Here is a 19,497-nt window from a genome sequence, read left to right as displayed (position 1 = left end):
GCAAGCAGCTTGGGAGCGAATATTGGGGTGAGCCTCTGTGAGTGAACCGGATCACGTTTGGCTACAGTACGGGTATGAGCAGAGAAGAAGTTTTGGTGATGTGGGATGAATCCCTCACCGAATACAATTTCGGTCCGCACCACCCCATGCACCCGCTGCGGCTTGACTTGACGGCGAAGCTGTCGCAGGACTTCGGCCTGTTCGACGCCTCCAATATCCACATCCAGTCCGTGCCGCAGGTCGACGAGGAAGCGCTCGCCCGCCTGCACACTCAGGAATTCATCGACGCCGTCAAAGCGGCCGGGGCTTCCGCCTCGATCTCGGAAGAAGACCAGCAGACCTACGGGGTCGGCACGGAAGACGTCCCCCGCTTCGACCAGATTCACGAAGCCTCCGGCAGGCTCTTTCAGGCCAGTGTCGAAGCGGCCAGGGCAATTGCCTCCGGCCGGTACAACCGCGCGGTCAACTTCTGTGGTGGAATGCACCACGCAATGCCCGGCAAAGCTGCCGGGTTCTGCGTCTACAACGACTGCGCGGCGGCAATTCAAGAGCTTCTGGACGCCGGGTACGAGCGCGTGGTCTACCTCGACCTCGACGCCCACCACGGTGACGGCACCGAGCACTTCTTCTGGGACGACCCTCGTGTGCTCACCATCAGCCTGCACGAAAACGGCCGCTTCCTGTTCCCCGGCACCGGCTACGCATCCGAGATCGGCGGGATGAAAGCCGCAGCCAGCGCGGTCAACATCGCCCTGCCGCCGCGCACTGTGGACGCCGACTGGCTGCGTGCGCTCGACGGTGTTGTTCCCCAGGTGATCCGCGAATTCAAACCGCAGGCGATCGTCTCTCAACACGGCTGCGACGGGCACAATCTGGACCCGCTGACGCACCTGCGGCTCTCGGTTGACGCTATGCGTCGAGCCTCCGAATGGGTGCGTGACCTCGCCGAAGAGCACGCGGACGGCAAATGGCTGGCCGTCGGCGGCGGAGGCTACGCCATCATCGACGTGGTCCCGCGCGCATGGACCAATCTCGTGGCGATCGCAGGCGGCATCGAACTGAAGCCGGCAACGGAAATGCCGGACCGCTGGCGCGACTACGTCTACAGCCTCACCGGCCGCGATGCGCCCAAGCGGATGACCGACGGCACAGATGCTGAATTCCCCGCCTGGGAGCGCGGCTACGATCCCGAATCCGACCTCGACCGCACTGTCATGAGCACGCGCAAGAACATCTTCCCGTTCTACGGTTTGGACGCCTACTACGATTGAGCGCGCGGTCCACGGCGCGGGCCCTTATACCAGACCGCTGGCACCGAGTTCATATGGCCGGTTGTTGAAGTTTGGGTTTCTGCAGGGTTGCCCGTTAGGATTGAGCGGTTAAGTCAGCCCGCTGTAAGCGGGGGAATCGTCGGAATCGCGAGGGTAGAACGTGGGTTCGGTAGTCAAGAAGCGTCGTAAGCGTATGTCCAAGAAGAAGCACCGCAAGCTGCTTCGCAAGACCCGCCACCAGCGCCGCAACAAGAAGTAATCAACTCCGCACGCCCCCGTCGAAGCGATCCGGCGGGGTTTCGTGCTGAATGAACCGGTGCGGAATTCTTTCTGCACCGATGACGCGCTGTGCTCCGGGCTGGCGCCCGGGGCAGTGCGGGAAGGCTCATATGGGCGTCCAAGTTCAGTTCCTCACCCGTAGCGACTGCGGTCTGTGCGACACTGCGCGGGCAGTCGTCGACAGTGTGCTCGCTGACCTGCCAGAACAGATCGATGTGCAGCTGAGCGTGGTGGACATCGATTCCGATGCGCAGCTGCAGGCCAAATACGACTGGGATGTTCCAGTCGTTCTCATCAACGGCCGCCAGCACAGCTTCCACCGCGTGGACCCACACCGGTTCGCGCAGGCTCTGCGTGCGGCACACGAACGCGGCTGAGTGGCCGCGGCACTGTCGGTTCGGGCCGATGATCAGGGCGGTGCGGCTGACAGCCGTGGCGCCAAACGGGAATGAAACAGCGCTGGGGCGCCGTTGTGCTCACGGGAGTCCGGTGAGCTTGAAAGCAGCGATCGACGGGAGTCGTTCGCAATGAGGGAGCAAGACCATTGACACTGCTGGTTCTGGGAATATCCCATCACTCAGCACCTCTTGACGTGCTTGACGCGCTCGCTCTGGACGCTGAGCGGGCAGACCTGCTGCGCCGATCAGCGGCAGAGCGTGATTTCGTCAACAGCGCTGTTGTGCTGTCCACGTGCAACAGGCTCGAAATCATCGCCGATGTCACATCTTTCCACGGCGGACTGGCCGACCTCGGCACCGCCTTGGTCGATGTCAGCGGGATCCCGTGGTCAGAGCTCTTCTCACATATCTACGTTCACTTCGATGACAAAGTCCAGGAACACCTCTTCCTGCTGGCTTCCGGCCTTGACTCCATGGCCCTGGGGGAGACCCAGATCCTCGGCCAGCTGCGTAAGTCCCTGCACGATGGCGAACGCGGCGGTTCGGTCGGCGGCGGTCTGAGCGAAGCCCTCCAATCCGCACTGGAAGTGGGCAAGCGGGTGCATTCCGAAACCAAGCTGTCATCGGTTTCGCTTTCGCTGCTGGACACCGCCCTGGCCGAAGCCGAAGGCCACGTGGGTGACCTCACCGGAGCCAACGCGCTTGTCGTCGGCGCTGGCGCAATGTCAGGCCTCACCGTCAAAGCCCTCAAAGCCCACGGGGCTGCGCGCATACGCGTCATCAACCGCACCCTCGACAAGGCTCTGCGCCTTGCCCAGTCCGCAGGCGGGGAGGCTGTTGAACTCACGCACACCAACCTGGTGAGGGAAATCGCGCAGGCGGACCTCATTGTGTCGGTGACCGGCGCCAGGGGCATTGTGCTGGATGAGGACACCGTCATCGCCTCACTGCAGCAGGACCTCGACCAGAACCTCAACAAGTTCTTCATCGACCTGGCGCTGCCCTATGACATTGCAGTAGAAGTGGGCGAACTTCCCCACATTCGGGTGCTCAACCTCGACGGCATCAGCCGGCTCATTGCCGCCAATGAACACGCGCAGTCCGAATCCGTGCTCACCGTCATCGCCGAAGCCCGCGCTCTTATCGAGAAGGCCATGGTCGACGATGCCGCACGGCGTGCCGCTCGCAGGGTATCGCCGACAGTCACCGCCCTGCGCGAACAGGCCATTATGATCGTCGATGCCGAATTCGACCGCCTGAAGAACAAACTCGGGGCGTCTGTCAGCGACGCCGCAATAGCCGAGATCAGCAAGACACTGCACCGCACGGCAGACAAGATCATCCACACCCCGACGGTCAAGGTGAAAGAACTCGCCACAGCAGACTCCGGCGTTGACTACGCTGCCGCGCTGAACATGCTGTTCGACCTCAGCGCCCGCACGCGGGAACCCGAAACCGACCGCCGGGCCAGCAAAGTCGGCTCTGTCGCGCAGACAGCTGACGGCAGCAGCGGCCACATCGAAGCCGACGGCACAACACCGGTCGCCGACCACACCCTCGACGTGGTCGAGCCCGAACACTTCACGGGCCAGACCGTCCGCCTGGGCACCCGCCGCAGCCAGCTGGCACGCAGCCAGTCCACCGCGATCGCCCAGCAGCTTGCCGCGCGCACCGGCTGGCGGGTTGAGATCGTCGAAGTGGTCACGGAAGGCGACGTCAATATGACGCCGCTGGCCCGCCTGGGCGGGTCCGGCGTTTTCGTATCGTCCGTGCGCACCGCACTGCTGACAGGCAAAGTGGATATTGCGGTGCACTCGCTCAAAGACCTGCCCACAGCCCCCGCCGCGGGAATCGAGATGGCGGCGGTTCCGCCTCGCGTGGATCCCTCTGACGTGCTGATCGCCCGCAACGGACTCAGCCTGGTCGAACTGCCGGCAGGTTCCGTCGTCGGCACCGGTTCGCCCCGCCGCGCATCCCAGCTGCGGGCAGCCCGCCCCGACATCACGGTCACGGGTGTGCGCGGGAATGTGGGAACCCGCATCGACCACGTGACAGAGGGCCGTCTTGACGGCGTCGTTCTGGCAGCCGCGGGCGTGCGCCGTCTGGGGCGTCTGGGCGAAGTCACCGACGTGCTCGATCCTTCCGTCATGCTCCCGGCCCCGGGGCAGGGAGCGCTGGCAGTGGAGTGCCGCGCACCCGATGCCGCGCACGGCGATTTCGACCAGGAGATCCGCGAAGCCCTCGAAGCTCTGCACGACCCGGCCACGAGCCTCGCCGTCTACGCCGAACGCGCAATTCTCGAACGTTCGCAGGCCGGCTGTTCAGCCCCCATCGGCGCTTTGGCCTCGATTGACGGCGCGGCGCTGACACTGGCTGCCGTCATGGCAGACGACGAAGGCAAGCTCAGCCGCCTGTCCACGATTGCCACACTGCCGGACGAAGTCACCGACAACATGGTCGAACTGTCCCGCGGAATCCAGTCGGAGTCGCGCCGGATCGCCAGAGAGCTCGGCTATCGAACAGCAGACGAACTGCTCAAAACACTCGGCGCTGTGCCCGGAACCGCCAGCGGTGCCAACGCCCCAGAAACGAATCTTGTAATGACCCCCGGAGGTGACCGTGACCAGCGGTGATTCTGTACAGAACCGCCCGCAGCGGGCCGTGCCCAAAGTGTTCTTCCTGGGTGCCGGTCCCGGCGATCCCTCCCTGCTGACCATCCGAGGTGCGGAGCTTCTGGCCTCGGCAGCCGTCGTCGTCCACGAAGATGACCTCCACCGGGATCTCCTCGACGCCTACGTGCCGGAAGACACCCTGCTGCGTCCGGTATCGGAAATGGGCGTGCAGCCGCACACCCGCGGCCGCAGGCTGGGCGAACTCGCCCAGGAGCACGGCATGGTCGTGCGCCTGGCCGCCGATGACGGGCTGCTGTTCACCTCGACCACTGCCGAGGCGCAGGTGCTGGCCGGCGGTGACGTCGGCTTTGAGATCGTCCCGGGTGTCGGGGCGGCGTCGTCTGCCGCGGCGTTTACGGGAACACCGCTGACGAACGCCAACGTCCGCTCGGTGCGCTACGTTTCTGCCACCGATATGACCCGCAGCGATGTTTCGCGCTTTGCCAACACCGGCCACGTCATCAGCGGCTCCGTGACCGACACCATCACGGCTGTCGAGGGGATGCTCGGCGACGAATGGGAGCCCGAGACCCCCGTGCTCGTCGTATCCGGTGTGTCGACCGTTCACCAGCACTCAATCGAAACCACGCTGGGTCAGCTGGTTGACCGGCTGCGCGACGACTTCGAGTCGGACACGGTGGTGCAGACGATTTTCGGAGCTGTTGTCGAGCAGCGCCGCGAGCTTTCGTGGTTCGAATCCAAGCCGCTGTTCGGCTGGCAGGTGCTCGTGCCGCGCACACGCGAACAGGGTGCCGAAACTGTCGAGGCGCTCGCTGAGTACGGTGCCGAGGGCACCGTGGTGCCCACTATTGCCATCCAGCCGCCGCGTTCGCCCCGCCAGATGGAGCGGGCTATTCACGCTCTTGTCGACGGCGACTATCAGTGGCTGGGCCTGACATCGGTCAACGCGGTCAGAGCGGTCAAGATGTGGCTTGCCGATCTCGGTCTGGACGTGCGCAGCCTCGCGGGCGTCAAAGTCGCCGCCGTCGGGGACAAAACCGCTGAGGCTCTGCGCGAATGGGGCATTGAGCCAGAGCTTCTGCCCAGCGGCGAACAGTCCGCCCGAGGCATGCTCGAAGACTGGCCGGCGTTTGACGACGAAGAGGGCTTCAACCGTGTGCTCCTGCCGCGGGCAGACATCGCCACCGACGTGCTGGTGGAGGGTCTGACCGAGCGCGGCTGGAAGGTCGACGACGTCACCGCCTATCGCACTGTGCGCGCCGCTCCGCCGCCGAAGCCCATTCGCGAGTCCATCAAGGGAGGCGACTTCGACGCCGTGCTGTTCACGTCGTCGTCGACGGTTCGCAACCTGGTGGGCATTGCCGGAAAACCCCACACCTCCACCGTTATTGCAGCCATCGGGCCGGCAACGGCTCAGACGGCACAGGATCACGGCCTGCACGTCGACGTCCTGGCGGACGAAGCCAGCCTTCCGGCCCTCATCGCCGGACTGTCCGATTTCGCCCGCAAACGCCGCGACGACGCGCTGGCCGAAGGAATAGTTCCGGTCCGCCCCTCGCAGGACCGGAGGACTTCGCGAAGGAGCAGAGGCTGATGACCGACACGTCCCTCCCGTTCGGCGCGGTTCGCCCGCGTCGCCTGCGCCAGTCGGCGGCAATGCGCCGCCTGACCTCGGAGACGAAGCTGCAGCCGGAAGACCTCATCGAGGTGCTGTTCGTCAAGGAGGGGCTGGACGCTCCCGTCGAACTGACCTCGATGCCGGGCGTGCGCCAGCACACCCTGGACTCGCTGGTTGAGGCCGCACAGAAAGCGGTCGAGGCGTCGGTAGGGGGAATCATGCTCTTCGGCATCCCGCTGGAGTATGACGAGCGCGGCTCCCAGGCCGATGACCCCGACGGCATTCTCAACGTGGCCGTGCGTCGGGTGAAAGACGCTGTTGGCGATCGCACCGTCGTCATGACCGATTTGTGCCTGGACGAATTCACCAGCCACGGCCACTGCGGTGTGCTCGACGAACACGGGGATGTCGACAATGACGCAACGCTTGAGCGCTACGCCTCAATGGCCGTTGCGCAGGCGCGTGCGGGATCGGACGTTCTGGGTCTGTCGGGGATGATGGACGGCCAGGTGGGTGTTGTGCGCGAAGCCCTCGACGAAGCTGGGTTCACGAATACCGTCATCATGGCCTACACCGCCAAGTACGCCTCGGCGTTCTACGGCCCGTTCCGCGAAGCCGTGGATTCGCAGCTTTCCGGTGACCGTCGCGCCTACCAGCAGGACCCTGCCAATGCGCGCGAAGCACTGCACGAACTCCAGCTGGATCTGGCAGAAGGTGCAGACATCGTCATGGTCAAACCCGGCCTGCCCTACCTGGATGTCCTGAAAGATGTCGCAGAAGCCTCTCCGGTGCCGGTGTGGAGCTACCAGATCTCCGGTGAGTACGCCATGCTGGAATTCGCCGCGGCTGCCGGCGCGATCGACCGCAGACCCGCGGTTTTGGAATCACTTCTGGCATTCAAACGCGCAGGAGCTGACGCCGTTATGACCTACTACGCGACTCAGGCCGCTGAATGGCTCGCTGAACAATGAACGCCGCGCCCTGGCTGGATGAAACACAGCAGCGGTTCTGGAGGGCCATGCTGCAGGGCCAAACGCTTCTGCAGACAGTGCTTGACCGCGAACTGCGCGAAGTTGCAGGCATTGCGCTGGCGGACTACGAAGTTCTCGTCATCGTGTCAGAATCGCCCGGCCGCTGCAGGCGCATGGCTGAAATCGCCGAAGACATCGGCGTTTCCCGATCCCGCCTGTCGCACACCGTGGCGCGTTTGGAAAAGCGCGGCATCCTCAAGCGCAGCTCCACGGAAGGTGACGGCCGAGGTGTCAACTGCAGCATGACCGACGAAGGGTGGGGGCTGATGCAGAAGATCGCCCCCGTGCACGTCGAAGGTGTGCGCAGGCACCTGATCGACCTCATGTCTCCCGAAGAGACCCAGGTATTGGCAGACGTCTTCACCCGAGCAGCAGAACATCTGAGAAAGGCAGTGTGATGACCCAGCCCACGCAGAAGTCCCAGGAACTCTTTGAGCGCGCTCTGAAGGCCATTCCCGGCGGTGTGAACTCACCGGTGCGTGCTTTCGGCGCCGTTGGCGGAACGCCCCGCTTCATGCACTCCGCTGAGGGTGCGCTGCTGACCGATGTCGATGGCAACGAGTACGTTGACCTCATCGGATCCTGGGGTCCCATGATCGTCGGCCACGCACACCCGGAAGTTCTCGGCGTGGTCCAGGAGACCGCCGCCCGCGGCTTTTCGTTTGGAACGCCGTCGGTTCCGGAAGTCGAACTGGCTCAGGAGATTGCCAGCAGGGTCGCGCCGGTTGACGAGGTGAGGCTGGTCAACTCGGGCACGGAAGCCACAATGTCGGCCATTCGCCTGGCACGCGGGTACACCGGTCGGGACAAGATTGTGAAGTTCGCAGGCTGCTATCACGGTCACGTTGACTCGCTGCTCGTGGCCGCAGGGTCCGGTCTTGCCACCTTCGGTCTGCCGGACACTCCCGGCGTGACGAAGGGAACCGCAGAAGACACTCTCATACTCGATTACAACGACCAGGACGGTCTGCGCCGCGCCTTTGCCGAACACGGCAGCGAAATCGCCGCGGTCATCACGGAAGCCTCCCCGGGCAATATGGGCGTCGTCCCGCCCCGTGACGGCTTCACCAACCTCATCCGCTCGCTGACCAAAGAACACGGTGCGCTCATGATCTCCGATGAGGTCATGACGGGCTTCCGCGTTTCCGAAGCAGGCTGGTACGGCTACGAAAGCCAAGCCCTGGGCTACCCGGACGGACCGGCGGACCTGTTCACATTCGGCAAAGTCATGGGCGGCGGCTTCCCGATCGCGGCCTTCGGCGGACGTCAGGAAGTCATGGACGCTCTGGCACCCAAGGGCGGGGTCTACCAGGCAGGCACCCTCTCCGGCAACCCGGTGGCCTCGGCCGCGGGTCTGCGCACCCTGCAGCTGACCCGCGAACTCGACGTCTACCCGACGATCGAAGCCGCCGCAGACGTCCTGCGCCCGGCAATCACGGAGGCTCTCAGCGCCGAAGGCGTGCCGCACACCATCCAGTCGGCGAACTCCATGTTCTCGGTGTTCTTCACCGACCGCGAAGTCCGCACTTTCGCCGATGCGCAGGCACAGAACACCGCCGCCTACTCGGCATTCTTCACCGCAATGCTCGAACAGGGCGTGCACCTGCCGCCCAGTGCCTTTGAAGTGTGGTTCCTCTCGGCAGCTCACACCGCGCAGATCCTCGACCGTGTGGTGTCCGCACTGCCTGCCGCAGCCAAGGCGGCAGCCCGGGCGACAGACGGGGAGTCGGCATGACCACCTCGCGCATCCACCTGGTCCGCCACGGTGAAGTCGACAACCCCGACGGCATTCTCTACGGGCGCCTGCCCGGATTCGGGCTGACGGCCCGGGGCCGCCAGATGGGTGAAAGGATCAGCGACTACTTCGCCGATGACCGCTTTCACGTGCGCGGCCTGGTGCGCTCGCCGCTTCTGCGCACAGCCCAGACAATTGCGCCTCTGGCACAGTCGACCGGGCTCGAACCGGTGGTTGACGAGCGTGTCATCGAAGCCGGCAACCGCTTTGAAGGACAGAAGGTCAACCGTGCGTCGGTCTTCGCACCGGCGAACCTGCCGCTGGTATGGAATCCTCTGCGCCCATCGTGGGGAGAGCCGTACATCAGCCAGGTGCGCCGCATGCAGGCTGCGATGTTCACTCTGCGCAACAGGGTTGAGGCTGTGGCGAAGGCCGAAGGGCTCGATGCGGTTGACGGCGTCATCGTCAGCCACCAGCTGCCCATCTGGATGTCCCGCATGGCAGCCGAGGGCAAGCCGCTTGCACACGATCCGCGCAACCGCGAATGCAGCCTGGGATCCGTGACCACGCTGAGCTTCGAAGGAGCCAAACTCGTCGGGGTTGACTACACCGATGTCAACGCCGACCTCCAGCCGACAAAGGCGGTGGCAGGAGCATGAGGAATGCAGCGCTTGCCGTGGCGGACAAGCGAGGCCGCGGGCGCACCCGCCGAACAGTCGGAGCTGTTCTCGCCTGCGCCCTTGCATTCGGGCTGGCCGCCTGCGGTGGAACAGAAACCGGGGGAGTGGCCGAACAGGCCGGATCCCAGCAGGGCTATGTCTCCGGTACCGGGGTGGTCACTCAGATCCCGAAGAATGAGCGCACTGAGCCGATCGACCTCGACATCACCCTTCTGGATGGGAAGAAGACCTCACTGGCGGACATCCGCAAAGACGGGACCATCACGGTCATCAACTTGTGGTATGCAGCGTGCCCGCCATGCCGCAAGGAAGCTCCCGAACTCGAAGAAGTCGCAGAGAAATACGAGGGCAAAGCTCAGCTGATCGGCGCAAACGTGCGTGATCAGGAGGCCGCGGCTCAGGCTTTTGTCGACAACTTCAATGTGTCCTATCCCGTCATGCTCGACACGGACGGCGAAATGGTCGGACTGCTGTCTGATGTTCTGCCGCCCAGGGCAACCCCGTCGACCGTCGTCCTCGACTCTGAGGGCCGGCCGGCCGCACGCGTCGTCGGTGCCGTCGAAGCTTCCACGCTCAGCGGTCTGATCGACGACGCCATGAAAGAAGACTGACGATGTTCCCCGCCGGGACCGTGCAGGCCGCTGGGACGGTGCAGGCCGCTGACCTCGGTTCGGCATTCGCGCAGACGGTCCTCAACGGTCCGCTGCTGCTGGCCATGGCGGTCGCGGCGATCGCCGGGCTCGTGTCGTTCCTGTCACCCTGTGTGCTGCCCCTGGTTCCCGGCTACATCGGCTATGTCACGGGAATGACCGGCACAACGGTCGAACAGAAGCGCACCTCTGCGGTACTCGGCGGGGTTGGCCTTTTCGTGTTGGGCTTTGCAGCCGTCTACGTCGCCCTGGGCGCGGCCTTCGGGGCACTCGGCAGCCTGCTCAGTGACTGGATTGGCATTGTCACCCGCGTCATGGGCATTGCAGTCATCCTTGCCGGGGTCGTGTTCCTAGGCGGTATTCGGGCTTTTCAGACCAACAAGCCCATTGCAAAGAAGCCCAAAGCCGGGCTGTGGGGTGCCCCGCTGCTCGGTGCCGCTTTCGCACTGAGCTGGGCACCCTGCATCGGCCCCACCCTGGCGGCGGTTCTGGCCCTGTCAACAGGCTTTGGTGCTGACGGCGGCACCGGCCGCGGCATGCTGCTGACCTTCACCTACTGCGTGGGGCTCGGCCTGCCCTTCCTGCTTGTGGCCTATCTGCTGCACAAGGGCATGGGACGCCTGGCCTTCCTCCGCAGGCACCAGCGCGGCATTGTGATCTTCGGCGGTGTCATGCTCATCCTGCTGGGCCTGCTCATGGTCACCGGCGTATGGACGATCATCATGAACAACATGCAGAACCTCATCGGCGGATTCGAAACGGTGGTGTGATGACAGACAAACCGACGACACCAGACGCGGCCGCGGCAAGCACCGCGGATCGCAAGTCGTCCCAGAAAGCGCCGGACATCGGGTTCATCGGCATGCTCCGGTGGGCCTGGCGTCAGCTGACCACCATGAAGTTCGCACTCATCCTGCTGCTGGTGTTGGCACTGGCGGCTATCCCCGGATCGCTCCTGCCGCAGCGCATTCAGGACCCGGCGAAGGTTCAGAACTTCATCATCGACAACGGTCGGACCGGTGAAATCCTCGACAAGTTCCAGATGTTCGACGTCTATTCGTCATTCTGGTTCTCCGCCGTGTACATCCTGCTGATGATTTCGCTGGTCGGCTGTGTTCTGCCGCGCACCAAACAGCACTGGAAGGCAATGCGCTCGCAGCCGCCGAAAGCCCCGCGCAGGCTCACCCGAATGCCCGGCTACCAGAGCTTCACCCACACCGCCCCGGCCGAGCAGATCCTCGAAACCGCACAGGAATACCTGAAGAAGAACGGCTACCGTACGGTGGGCCGCGGCGACCACATCGCCGCCGAACGCGGCTACCTGAGAGAAACGGGGAACCTGCTCTTCCACCTCGCCATGTTGGGCGCGACAATCGTCATGGCCATCGGCGCGATCTTCGGCTACGGTGGCCAGCGCGTGCTCGTCGAAGGGGACACGTTCACAAACTCCCTCGTGTCCTATGACTCATTTGAGCCAGGCCGCTACTTCGACGCCGACAACCTGGCAAACTTCCGCCTGCGCTTGGAGAGCTTCGACGCGAAATTCGACTCGACCAGCGAAGGCGCCCAGTTCGGCCAGCCGCGGGCATTCGACGCCGTCATCACGGAAACCACGGACGGCGTTTCGACTGAACACAACCTCAAAGTCAACGAGCCCATCCGCGTGGACGGGGCGCGCGTGTATCTGACAGGCAACGGCTACGCACCGGTCGTGACAGTACGCGACGCACAGGGCAAGGTGACCTACTCCGGGCCCGTGGTGTTCGTGCCCGAAGACGGTGTTTACACCTCGCGCGGTGTCATCAAAGTTCCCGACACCGGCGCGGGCAATGACCAGCTGGGCTTTTCCGGCATCCTGCTTCCCACAGCGGGCGTCAATCAGCAAGGTGAGCTGTACTCGCAGTTTGCAGAACTGCGCAACCCCGTGCTCGTCATGAACCTCTACAAGGGTGACCTGGGGCTTGATGCCGGTATTCCACAGAACGTCTACGAACTCGACACTGCGGGTATGGAAGCCGTCAACGGCGACGACGGAAAGCAGTGGATCACCCAGATGCAGCCGGGACAGACAGTGCAGCTGCCCGATGGGCTCGGCACAATCGAGTTTGAGCGGATAGCGAAGTTCGTCAGCCTCGACGTCCGCCACGACCCGGTGCAGGGACTCATGCTGGTGGTCACCACGCTGATGTTCATCGGACTGGCACTGGCCATGTTCATTCCGCGCCGCCGCATGTGGGTGCGGGTGCGTGACGGCGAAGTGGAAATCGGTGCGCTGGCCCGCAGCGAAGACCCACGCGTCAAGCAGGCGGCAGAGCGCTGTGGCGTAGAATTGAAAGACAGACTTTCGTCTGCTGATCACCAATCCGCGGAGGGATAAGTGGAAGTCAACGTCACGCTCGCCAGCTGGTCAATGCTTCTGATCTATTCGGCTGGTGCGGTCTATGCGCTCGCGTTCATCGTCTACGCTTTTGACCTTTTCGGAGGCAAGAAGAAGCGCGCCGGGAAGGCAGCTGACTCGGCTGATTCCGGTGCCTCTTCCGGTGCAGTCGCAGACGCGGCGAAAGGTGCGAAGCGCACATCGCGCACACGTACCTCGGCTGATGCTGGAGCGGCTGATGACGGCGGTGCTGTCGGCACGCTCGTGCAGGAGAACCTCGACGGTCCTGCTGACCGGGTGTACTCCAATCGCACGGCCGACGAAGCGAACGAGAAGGGCGGTCGCGGTGATGCTTCCGCTGTCGATGGCGGCAAACGTCGCGTGTTTGCCAATGTCGGCACGTCCCTGACGGTTCTGGCGCTGCTTCTGCACATCGCCTCGATCGTCACGCGCGGCATGTCGGTCATGCGCGCTCCCTGGGGCAACATGATGGAGTACGCGCTGCTTGCCAGCGCCGTTGCCGGTGCTGTCTATGTTGTGACGCTGCGCTACAAAGACGTCCGCTACCTTGGCACATTCGTCACCGGGTTCCTGTTGGTGTCAATCGGCCTTGCGACGACTGTTTTCTACACTCCTGCAGCACCGCTCGTTCCGGCACTGCAGTCGTACTGGATTCTCATTCACGTTCCGATTGCGATTCTTTCCACCGGCCTGCTGACTGTTTCAGCCGCGCTGGCCACGGTGCAGCTGCTGCAGGGTGCTCGTGAAAAGCGCGTTGCAGCCGGACGCGATGCCGGCCGGCTGTCGTTTCTGGAGCGCATGCCGCGGGCGGCATCGATTGAAGCTGTGTCCTACCGTCTGGCTGCGGTCGGCTTCATCACGTGGACTTTCACCCTGATCGCCGGAGCCATCTGGGCCGAAGTCGCCTGGGGCCGCTACTGGGGTTGGGATGCCAAAGAGATCTGGACGTTCGTCATCTGGGTTGTCTACGCTGCATACCTGCACTCGCGTGCAACCCGCGGTCTGCGCCTGACGACAATTGCCTGGCTCAACCTCATCGGCTTCATCACGATCATCTTCAACTTTACGATCGTCAACGTGTACTTCAACGGCCTGCACTCATACTCCGGGCTGTGATCAGCAGGCTGGCTCAGTCCTTGCAGCCCTGAACTCTTCGACGGGTGCATTCGCTCATGCGGATGCACCCGTTTTTTTGTGTGCGTGAGCGCGGGGAACCTATTGCATTCCGGCCTCCACCCGCTAGCCGGATCCCCACTTCAGCCAAGGGCAAGTCCAGGATCCCCGCTTCAGCCATAGAAACACCCGTCAGCCGCAAGGGCACTCCCTTCAGCAACAGACCTGCGCCTTAGCAGCTGTTGCTAAGGCGCAGAATCCGGCTATTGGGTGGGCGGGTGAAAGAGATGAGAAGCCGAGGTGCCGGTCTGGTGTGAGGGAAGTGGCGCCTTGTGATCTGGGCGGGTGAAAGACATGAGGGGCCGAGGTGCCGCTCAGCTGTCGTGGCGGGGTGAATCGTCACCCGGCTCGTCATCTGCCGAAGCAGCACTGTCTTCACCCTGCGAGTTCTTGCGCGGCTCTGATCCTGTGCCGCGCAGCTTTTCAGCCCTGCGCTGTTCTTCCTGCTGGCGCTGGAGTTCGCGCAGGCGGCGAAGTTCGATGTCGTCTGAAATCTTCTTCAGGTATTCGGGATCGTTGTCGGGTGCATTGGGCACGGACTCGCTGCCATTGGCTCCTTGCAGGGCACCTCCGCGGCCGAACAGGTACCACAGCACAATTCCCACTACCGGCAAGAAGAGAATGATCGCAGCCCAGGCCGCCTTCGGCATCATTTTGATTCGCGATGAATCGAAGGAAATGCAGTCGAAAAGGCTGTACAGGGCAAGAGCCGTGTAGATGACGATGATTGCGATGAGCATGCGGGCCATGCACTCCATCGTAGTGGTTGCCGCGGGACTACAATGAGGGGCACCATGCGTGATTTCCTTCTGTACAACGCCGCCCGGATCGGCCTGCTCGCAGCCTCAGTCGCTGTCATCTGGTACTTCAGCGGACCCAGCCTGCTGTCGACGATCGTTGCCGTGATCGTGGCGACTCTGCTCAGCTATCTGCTGCTCAACGGTATGAAGCAGAAAGCCGTCTCCTCAATGACGGAATGGACCGCCCAGCGCAGAAACCGTGCGCCCAAGGCCGGCAGCGACGAAGCGATCGAAGACGAAATCGACGAACAGCACCGCTGAACTCGACGAGCCCGTTGCGAATGCAGCGGCACCGAAGTCAGGTATGCAGCGGCACTGAAGTCCGGTGCCGCCGATGCGACCCCAGCGGCCCATCGTCAGCTTTGAGCTAGAGGGCCAGACCCAGACTCAGGAGCACCGCGTAGACGAGCGCGGCGATGCTGGTGTGCTTGATGGCGGGCACGAGCGCATGGCCTGTCTTCTGGTGGACAACAGCGCGCACGGGCTTCATTACGAGGATGATCGAACCGACTGCCAGAAGCGCACCCGAATAGCCGCTGATGATCGGCACAACCAGCAGCGGATACGGCAAAAACACCAGCGCCAGGTACACAATGCGCGAACGGCGGTCGCCCAGCAGCACAGCGAGTGTGCGTTTGCCGGCTTCGATGTCGGTCGGAATATCGCGCAGGTTGTTGACTTTGAGAACAGCGCACGCGTAGAGGCCCACGGCAACCGCTCCGGCCCATGCGGCGGGACTGAGTCGGCCTGCCATTGCGTAGGTGGTGCCGAGAGTCGCAACGAGCCCGAAGAACACGAACACGAAGACTTCGCCGAGGGCCATGTAGCCGTACGGGCGTTTGCCGCCGGTGTAGAACCAGGCGGCAAGAACTGCGGCAGCGCCCACCAAGAGCATCCACCAGGCCGCGGACATGATTGTCAGCAGGAGTCCCGCGAACCCGGCAATGCCGAAGCAGATAAAAGCCGCCCGTTTGACCTGTTCGGGTGGGATGAGGCCGCTGGCGGTCAGCCGCAGGGGGCCCACCCGGTCGTCGTCGGTGCCGCGAATTCCGTCGGAGTAGTCATTGGCGTAGTTTGAGCCGATCTGCAGCGCCAATGCCACAACGAGAGCCAGCAGGCCCTTCGCCAGCAGCGCCCAACCGTTGATGTTGTCGTCGACGGACGGGTCAACTGAGCCGATCACCAGAGCGGACATGCCGCCCAGCTGGCCAAGCGCTGCGCCGGCACCGAGGACAACGGGTGCGAAAGCCAAAGGCAGCGTCCGAAGCCGCGCTCCGGAAATCCACAGCTGCGTTCTACTCGCCACGTTTGTCCGTCCTCATGTCTGTTGAATCTTCTGCTGGCAAGCCGGTCGGTTCTGTCCGGGCTGCCGGTGCGGACCCGGCTTCTGCCGAGTCCGACTGGGCCCCTTCTCGCAGCATCTGCGCTGCCAGTCGGCGTGCTGCTGCACGGTCGGGTTTGCCTATCCCCTTGGCTGGAATCGCCTCGACGGGAAGCACCCATCGGGGGATTTCGGCAGGGTCCAAAAGCCGCTTGAATCTGCTTTTGAGCTTTGGGGCCGAGTTCCGATAGTACTCGGCCCCGGGACCGCGCACTAGGAGTGCTCCCAACTGCCCCCATTCGCGGTCGTCAACGGGCACCAGGAGAACTTCATCGATCCCGTCATCGGCCAGTTCGTCAAGCAACACGGACTCGACGGCCAGGGGCGAAACATTTGTGCCGCCTGACTGGAAGACATCGTCGACTCGCCCGGTGACGGTCAGCACTCCCGCACTGTCGAAGCGCCCCGTATCAGAGGTGAGGAATGTGCGCCGCCCGCTGCTGTCGACAGAGAAACCGGGGTCTGGTTTGGGCACGATCGAGTTCGGGCCGACCTCGACATAGCCGTCTGCAATGACGGGGCCGGACAGGGACACCCGCCCGTCGTCGGCAATGCGGATATCCACCTGTGGGAATGCGCGTCCGTCGTAGACGCAGCCGCCGCCGGTCTCAGACATACCGTAGGTGCGGACCACGCGCAGGCCCGCCTGCCGCGCAGCTGCGGCTGTGTGCGGGTGCAGTGATGCCCCGCCGACGAGCAGAGCATCGAACCTTGCTGCCTGCGAGGCTGCCCGAGGGTCGCGCAGGATGCGGGTCAGCTGGGTCGGAACCAACGAGGCGTAGGCCGGTTCCCCCCGCTCGGAACGGAAGAACTCCTCGGCTTGGGCGGCAAAGCGCTCGGCCGTGAAGTTCCCGCGGGCGTCGAAGGGCACTGTCCCAGAGCGCAGCGAACGCAGAATCACCTGGGCACCGGCAATATGATCCGGTGCTAAGCACAGGAACCAGCGGCCCGGCCCGGACAGTGCATCTTCGGTCGCGGCGGCTGAGGCGCGCAGGGCTTCAGCTGACAGTGCCACGCCTTTCGGTCTGCCGGTCGAACCGGAGGTGAAGACGACCAGCGCCGGAGGTGTGCTTGCAGAAGCCGTCCCGGTCTCAGCTGCCCCACGGTCAGGCGAGTCAGTGCTGTAAGCGGCAGCTCCGCCTCGCCAGCTGGAGAGCGGATAGGCGGTCAGATGCCGGGCGCCTCCGCCTGGCAGCACGGCGATATGCCGGCCGGCCAGCGCGTCAGCGAACACTCGGCTGGCCTCAGCCGGGGTCGGTGAGGGAAATTCGGTGGGCACGTATGTCGGATCAGCAGCAGATCAGTAGTACCAGGGGAACGGCGTCCAGTCGGGATCGCGCTTTTCCAGGAAGCTGTCGCGGCCCTCAACGGCTTCGTCCGTCATGTAGCCCAGCCGGGTGGCTTCGCCGGCAAACACCTGCTGGCCCATGAGACCGTCGTCAACCAGGTTGAAGGCGAACTTCAGCATCCGCTGAGCATTGGGGGACTTGCCCAGGATTTCGCGGGCCATCTGCAGCGCGGCTTCTTCGAGTTCAGCGTGGTCGACGACTTCGTTGACGGCACCCATGTCGGCCATGTCCTGTGCCGAATAGGTGCGGCCCAGGAAGAAGATTTCGCGGGCTTTCTTCTGCCCGACCATCTTCGCCAGATACGCCGAACCGTAGCCTGCGTCATAGGAGCCGACATCGGCATCGGTCTGTTTGAACTTGGCGTGTTCGCGGCTTGCGATCGTCATATCGCACACCACGTGCAGGGAATGTCCTCCGCCGGCGGCCCAGCCGGGCACAACCGCAATGACGATCTTCGGCATGGTGCGGATAAGCCGCTGAACTTCGAGAATGTGGAGCCTTCCGGCACGTGCCGGGTCGACTGATTCGGCGGTGTCACCGGATGCGTACTGGTAGCCGGAACGACCGCGTATACGCTGGTCACCGCCGGAGCAGAACGCCCAGCCGCCGTCTTTGGGGCTGGGGCCGTTGCCGGTCAGCAGAACCGCGCCGACATCCGAGGTCTGGCGGGCGTGATCGAGTGCGCGGTAGAGCTCATCGACCGTGTGGGGGCGGAAGGCGTTGCGCACTTCGGGCCTGTCGAAGGCGATGCGCACCGCGCCGACGTCCGCGCCGTCTTCGTCCACGGCCCGGTGGTAGGTGATGTCGGTGAAGTCAAAGCCCTGGACTTCGCGCCAGCGGCTGGGGTTGAAGATTTCCGAAACGCTCATACCCCCACTCTATTAGCTGGTGCACGCCCCGCGACTCCCGCTGCTGCACACAACAGCGTCCAGCATCCGCGCTCGCTAGGCTGAGATTATGCCGTTTTCGCTTCCTGTTTCGGATCTGCCCGCCGATCCGCGCGAGTTCTTCACGGATATTCGTGTGGTCGAACTGCCGATGACCACCCGGTTTCGCGGCATCACATCGCGGCAGGTGTGCCTGCTGCGCGGTCCGGCCGGCTGGGCGGAGTTCAGTCCGTTTCCCGAATACGGGCCCGCACAAGCGCACCGCTGGCTGGCGGCGGCAGTTGAGTTCTCACTCAACCCGAGCGGTCCGGCAAATCTGCTGGAGTCTGGGACTTCCGCCTCGTCGGCTTTGCCCACATCTGCTCACGAAGCGTCGCGGACATCCGCTGTCTCAGGCGGCTTGGCGGGGACTCGGGTGCCGGTCAATGGGACCGTCCCGGCGGTGGGCGCTGCCGAAGTTCCAGATGTTCTCGCCCGCTTTGACGGTGTGGGGGTCTTCAAAATCAAAATCGCCGAACACGGTGCGGCCAGCAAAGACGCTGATCTGGCGCGCACAGCGGCTGTCCTGCGCGCTGCCCCAACAGCCGGGATTCGCTTGGACGCCAATGGCAAACTCAGCGTTGAAGAAGCCGTGGAGTATGCGCGGGCACTGTGCACCCTGCCTGGTTTTGCGCAGCGGCTTGAATACATCGAACAGCCGGTTGCCGGCGTTGAGGACATGGCGAGGCTGCGGCAGCGGCTGCAGGCAGACAGTGAACTGAGTGCCGTGCGGATTGCTGCGGATGAGAACATTCGCCGGTCTGACGACCCTCTGCGGGTGGCGCAGTTGGGCGCGGCCGATCACATTGTCGTAAAAGCACAGCCGCTGGGCGGGGTCGCAGCGGCAGAGCGGATTGTGGATGCCTGCGGTCTGCCTGCGACGGTGTCGAGTGCTTTGGAATCGTCCATCGGCTTGGCCGCCGGTGCGCAGCTGGCACTGGTCTTGGCACAGCGCGGCGGGCAGGCCGAACCGTGGGCAGCGGGCTTGGGCACGGCGTCGCTGTTGGCTGCCGATGTCGTAGACAGGCCGCGAAAGCCCCGCGGCGGCACAATCAGCGCAGCCCCGATGGACGTCAGCGTGCAACTGGCAGAAGCGCACCGGGCACCGGCGGATGTTGAACAGTGGTGGTTGGCTCGTCTGGCCGCCTGTTGGAAGCTTCTGCGCTCTGCGTAAG

19 protein-coding genes are annotated in these 19,497 nt (G+C 63.8%); 15 read left to right on the top strand and 4 right to left on the bottom strand.

Features of this window, described 5'->3' with window-relative positions:
* The first annotated feature begins 74 nt into the window (after window positions 1-74).
* The 13 genes from HMPREF3162_RS00695 (at window position 75) to ccsB (ending at window position 13,809) form a co-directional block, all read left to right on the top strand.
* Entirely contained in the window at window positions 75-1,271 is a 1,197-nt protein-coding gene (locus HMPREF3162_RS00695) for an acetoin utilization protein AcuC (protein WP_070573344.1), read from the top strand.
* A 160-nt stretch (window positions 1,272-1,431) separates the two neighbouring features.
* A complete protein-coding gene (locus HMPREF3162_RS11255) occupies window positions 1,432-1,530 on the top strand; it encodes a 30S ribosomal protein bS22 (protein ID WP_019174583.1) in 99 nt (32 codons plus the stop codon).
* Between the two features lie 130 nt (window positions 1,531-1,660).
* Entirely contained in the window at window positions 1,661-1,927 is a 267-nt protein-coding gene (locus HMPREF3162_RS00690) for a glutaredoxin family protein (RefSeq protein WP_070573346.1), read from the top strand.
* A gap of 167 nt (window positions 1,928-2,094) precedes the next feature.
* Complete coding sequence (gene hemA / locus HMPREF3162_RS00685) at window positions 2,095-4,581, top strand: glutamyl-tRNA reductase (protein WP_083318846.1); 2,487 nt, start codon at window positions 2,095-2,097, stop codon at window positions 4,579-4,581.
* Window positions 4,562-6,175, top strand: coding sequence for a bifunctional uroporphyrinogen-III C-methyltransferase/uroporphyrinogen-III synthase (locus tag HMPREF3162_RS00680; protein WP_083318845.1), 1,614 nt, complete (start codon window positions 4,562-4,564; stop codon window positions 6,173-6,175). The genes hemA and HMPREF3162_RS00680 overlap by 20 nt, the downstream gene beginning before the upstream one ends.
* Window positions 6,175-7,170 (top strand): porphobilinogen synthase, encoded by a 996-nt coding sequence (hemB, locus tag HMPREF3162_RS00675; protein WP_070573348.1) that lies wholly within the window; start codon window positions 6,175-6,177, stop codon window positions 7,168-7,170. The genes HMPREF3162_RS00680 and hemB overlap by 1 nt, the downstream gene beginning before the upstream one ends.
* Complete coding sequence (locus tag HMPREF3162_RS00670) at window positions 7,167-7,628, top strand: MarR family winged helix-turn-helix transcriptional regulator (RefSeq protein WP_070776560.1); 462 nt, start codon at window positions 7,167-7,169, stop codon at window positions 7,626-7,628. Before hemB ends, HMPREF3162_RS00670 begins: the two co-directional genes overlap by 4 nt.
* The gene (gene hemL / locus HMPREF3162_RS00665) at window positions 7,628-8,965 is read left to right on the top strand and encodes a glutamate-1-semialdehyde 2,1-aminomutase (protein ID WP_070776559.1); all 1,338 of its coding nucleotides are present in this window, start codon (window positions 7,628-7,630) and stop codon (window positions 8,963-8,965) included. Before HMPREF3162_RS00670 ends, hemL begins: the two co-directional genes overlap by 1 nt.
* Window positions 8,962-9,624, top strand: coding sequence for a histidine phosphatase family protein (locus tag HMPREF3162_RS00660; protein WP_070776558.1), 663 nt, complete (start codon window positions 8,962-8,964; stop codon window positions 9,622-9,624). The genes hemL and HMPREF3162_RS00660 overlap by 4 nt, the downstream gene beginning before the upstream one ends.
* A complete protein-coding gene (locus HMPREF3162_RS00655) occupies window positions 9,621-10,256 on the top strand; it encodes a TlpA family protein disulfide reductase (protein ID WP_070776557.1) in 636 nt (211 codons plus the stop codon). Before HMPREF3162_RS00660 ends, HMPREF3162_RS00655 begins: the two co-directional genes overlap by 4 nt.
* 2 nt (window positions 10,257-10,258) lie before the next feature.
* A complete protein-coding gene (locus HMPREF3162_RS00650; RefSeq protein WP_070776556.1) occupies window positions 10,259-11,065 on the top strand; it encodes a cytochrome c biogenesis CcdA family protein in 807 nt (268 codons plus the stop codon).
* Complete coding sequence (locus HMPREF3162_RS00645) at window positions 11,065-12,672, top strand: cytochrome c biogenesis protein ResB (protein ID WP_070776555.1); 1,608 nt, start codon at window positions 11,065-11,067, stop codon at window positions 12,670-12,672. Before HMPREF3162_RS00650 ends, HMPREF3162_RS00645 begins: the two co-directional genes overlap by 1 nt.
* Complete coding sequence (gene ccsB, locus HMPREF3162_RS00640; RefSeq protein ID WP_070776554.1) at window positions 12,673-13,809, top strand: c-type cytochrome biogenesis protein CcsB; 1,137 nt, start codon at window positions 12,673-12,675, stop codon at window positions 13,807-13,809.
* A 371-nt stretch (window positions 13,810-14,180) separates the two neighbouring features.
* On the opposite strand, the gene HMPREF3162_RS00635 is transcribed toward ccsB, so the two are convergent.
* The gene (locus tag HMPREF3162_RS00635) at window positions 14,181-14,615 is read right to left on the bottom strand and encodes a PLD nuclease N-terminal domain-containing protein (protein WP_070573360.1); all 435 of its coding nucleotides are present in this window, start codon (window positions 14,613-14,615) and stop codon (window positions 14,181-14,183) included.
* A 45-nt stretch (window positions 14,616-14,660) separates the two neighbouring features.
* Between HMPREF3162_RS00635 and HMPREF3162_RS00630 the strand changes: the two genes are divergently transcribed.
* Window positions 14,661-14,927, top strand: coding sequence for a DUF4229 domain-containing protein (locus HMPREF3162_RS00630; protein ID WP_070573362.1), 267 nt, complete (start codon window positions 14,661-14,663; stop codon window positions 14,925-14,927).
* Window positions 14,928-15,033: 106 nt separating this feature from the next.
* Here the strand turns inward: HMPREF3162_RS00630 and HMPREF3162_RS00625 are convergent, their stop codons facing one another.
* Genes HMPREF3162_RS00625 through HMPREF3162_RS00615 form a run of 3 tightly spaced genes read right to left on the bottom strand, consistent with a single transcriptional unit; the run spans window position 15,034 to window position 18,265 of the window.
* A complete protein-coding gene (locus HMPREF3162_RS00625) occupies window positions 15,034-15,972 on the bottom strand; it encodes a 1,4-dihydroxy-2-naphthoate polyprenyltransferase (protein ID WP_070573364.1) in 939 nt (312 codons plus the stop codon).
* Window positions 15,962-17,326 (bottom strand): AMP-binding protein, encoded by a 1,365-nt coding sequence (locus HMPREF3162_RS00620; RefSeq protein WP_083318844.1) that lies wholly within the window; start codon window positions 17,324-17,326, stop codon window positions 15,962-15,964. The genes HMPREF3162_RS00625 and HMPREF3162_RS00620 overlap by 11 nt, the downstream gene beginning before the upstream one ends.
* A 21-nt stretch (window positions 17,327-17,347) precedes the next feature.
* On the bottom strand, window positions 17,348-18,265 hold the full coding sequence (locus HMPREF3162_RS00615; RefSeq protein ID WP_070776552.1) for a 1,4-dihydroxy-2-naphthoyl-CoA synthase: 918 nt from the start codon (window positions 18,263-18,265) through the stop codon (window positions 17,348-17,350).
* 88 nt (window positions 18,266-18,353) lie between these two features.
* Between HMPREF3162_RS00615 and HMPREF3162_RS00610 the strand changes: the two genes are divergently transcribed.
* Window positions 18,354-19,496, top strand: coding sequence for an o-succinylbenzoate synthase (locus tag HMPREF3162_RS00610; RefSeq protein WP_083318843.1), 1,143 nt, complete (start codon window positions 18,354-18,356; stop codon window positions 19,494-19,496).
* The last annotated feature ends 1 nt before the right edge of the window (window position 19,497 follow it).

The sequence above is a fragment of the Brevibacterium sp. HMSC07C04 genome (assembly GCF_001815905.1).
Lineage (GTDB): Bacteria > Actinomycetota > Actinomycetes > Actinomycetales > Brevibacteriaceae > Brevibacterium.
This window is presented reverse-complemented; position numbering and strand designations above follow the sequence as displayed.

Excerpts from the sequence above, each read along its gene's own strand:
- HMPREF3162_RS00635 (WP_070573360.1), bottom strand. The coding sequence starts at position 14,615 with ATGGCCCGCATGCTCATCGCAATCATCGTCATCTACACGGCTCTTGCC.
- HMPREF3162_RS00690 (WP_070573346.1), top strand. The coding sequence starts at position 1,661 with ATGGGCGTCCAAGTTCAGTTCCTCACCCGTAGCGACTGCGGTCTGTGC.
- HMPREF3162_RS00645 (WP_070776555.1), top strand. The coding sequence starts at position 11,065 with ATGACAGACAAACCGACGACACCAGACGCGGCCGCGGCAAGCACCGCG.
- HMPREF3162_RS00670 (WP_070776560.1), top strand. The coding sequence starts at position 7,167 with ATGAACGCCGCGCCCTGGCTGGATGAAACACAGCAGCGGTTCTGGAGG.
- HMPREF3162_RS00660 (WP_070776558.1), top strand. The coding sequence starts at position 8,962 with ATGACCACCTCGCGCATCCACCTGGTCCGCCACGGTGAAGTCGACAAC.
- hemL (WP_070776559.1), top strand. The coding sequence starts at position 7,628 with ATGACCCAGCCCACGCAGAAGTCCCAGGAACTCTTTGAGCGCGCTCTG.
- HMPREF3162_RS00655 (WP_070776557.1), top strand. The coding sequence starts at position 9,621 with ATGAGGAATGCAGCGCTTGCCGTGGCGGACAAGCGAGGCCGCGGGCGC.
- HMPREF3162_RS00695 (WP_070573344.1), top strand. The coding sequence starts at position 75 with ATGAGCAGAGAAGAAGTTTTGGTGATGTGGGATGAATCCCTCACCGAA.
- HMPREF3162_RS00610 (WP_083318843.1), top strand. The coding sequence starts at position 18,354 with ATGCCGTTTTCGCTTCCTGTTTCGGATCTGCCCGCCGATCCGCGCGAG.
- HMPREF3162_RS00630 (WP_070573362.1), top strand. The coding sequence starts at position 14,661 with ATGCGTGATTTCCTTCTGTACAACGCCGCCCGGATCGGCCTGCTCGCA.
- hemB (WP_070573348.1), top strand. The coding sequence starts at position 6,175 with ATGACCGACACGTCCCTCCCGTTCGGCGCGGTTCGCCCGCGTCGCCTG.
- HMPREF3162_RS00615 (WP_070776552.1), bottom strand. The coding sequence starts at position 18,265 with ATGAGCGTTTCGGAAATCTTCAACCCCAGCCGCTGGCGCGAAGTCCAG.
- HMPREF3162_RS00650 (WP_070776556.1), top strand. The coding sequence starts at position 10,259 with ATGTTCCCCGCCGGGACCGTGCAGGCCGCTGGGACGGTGCAGGCCGCT.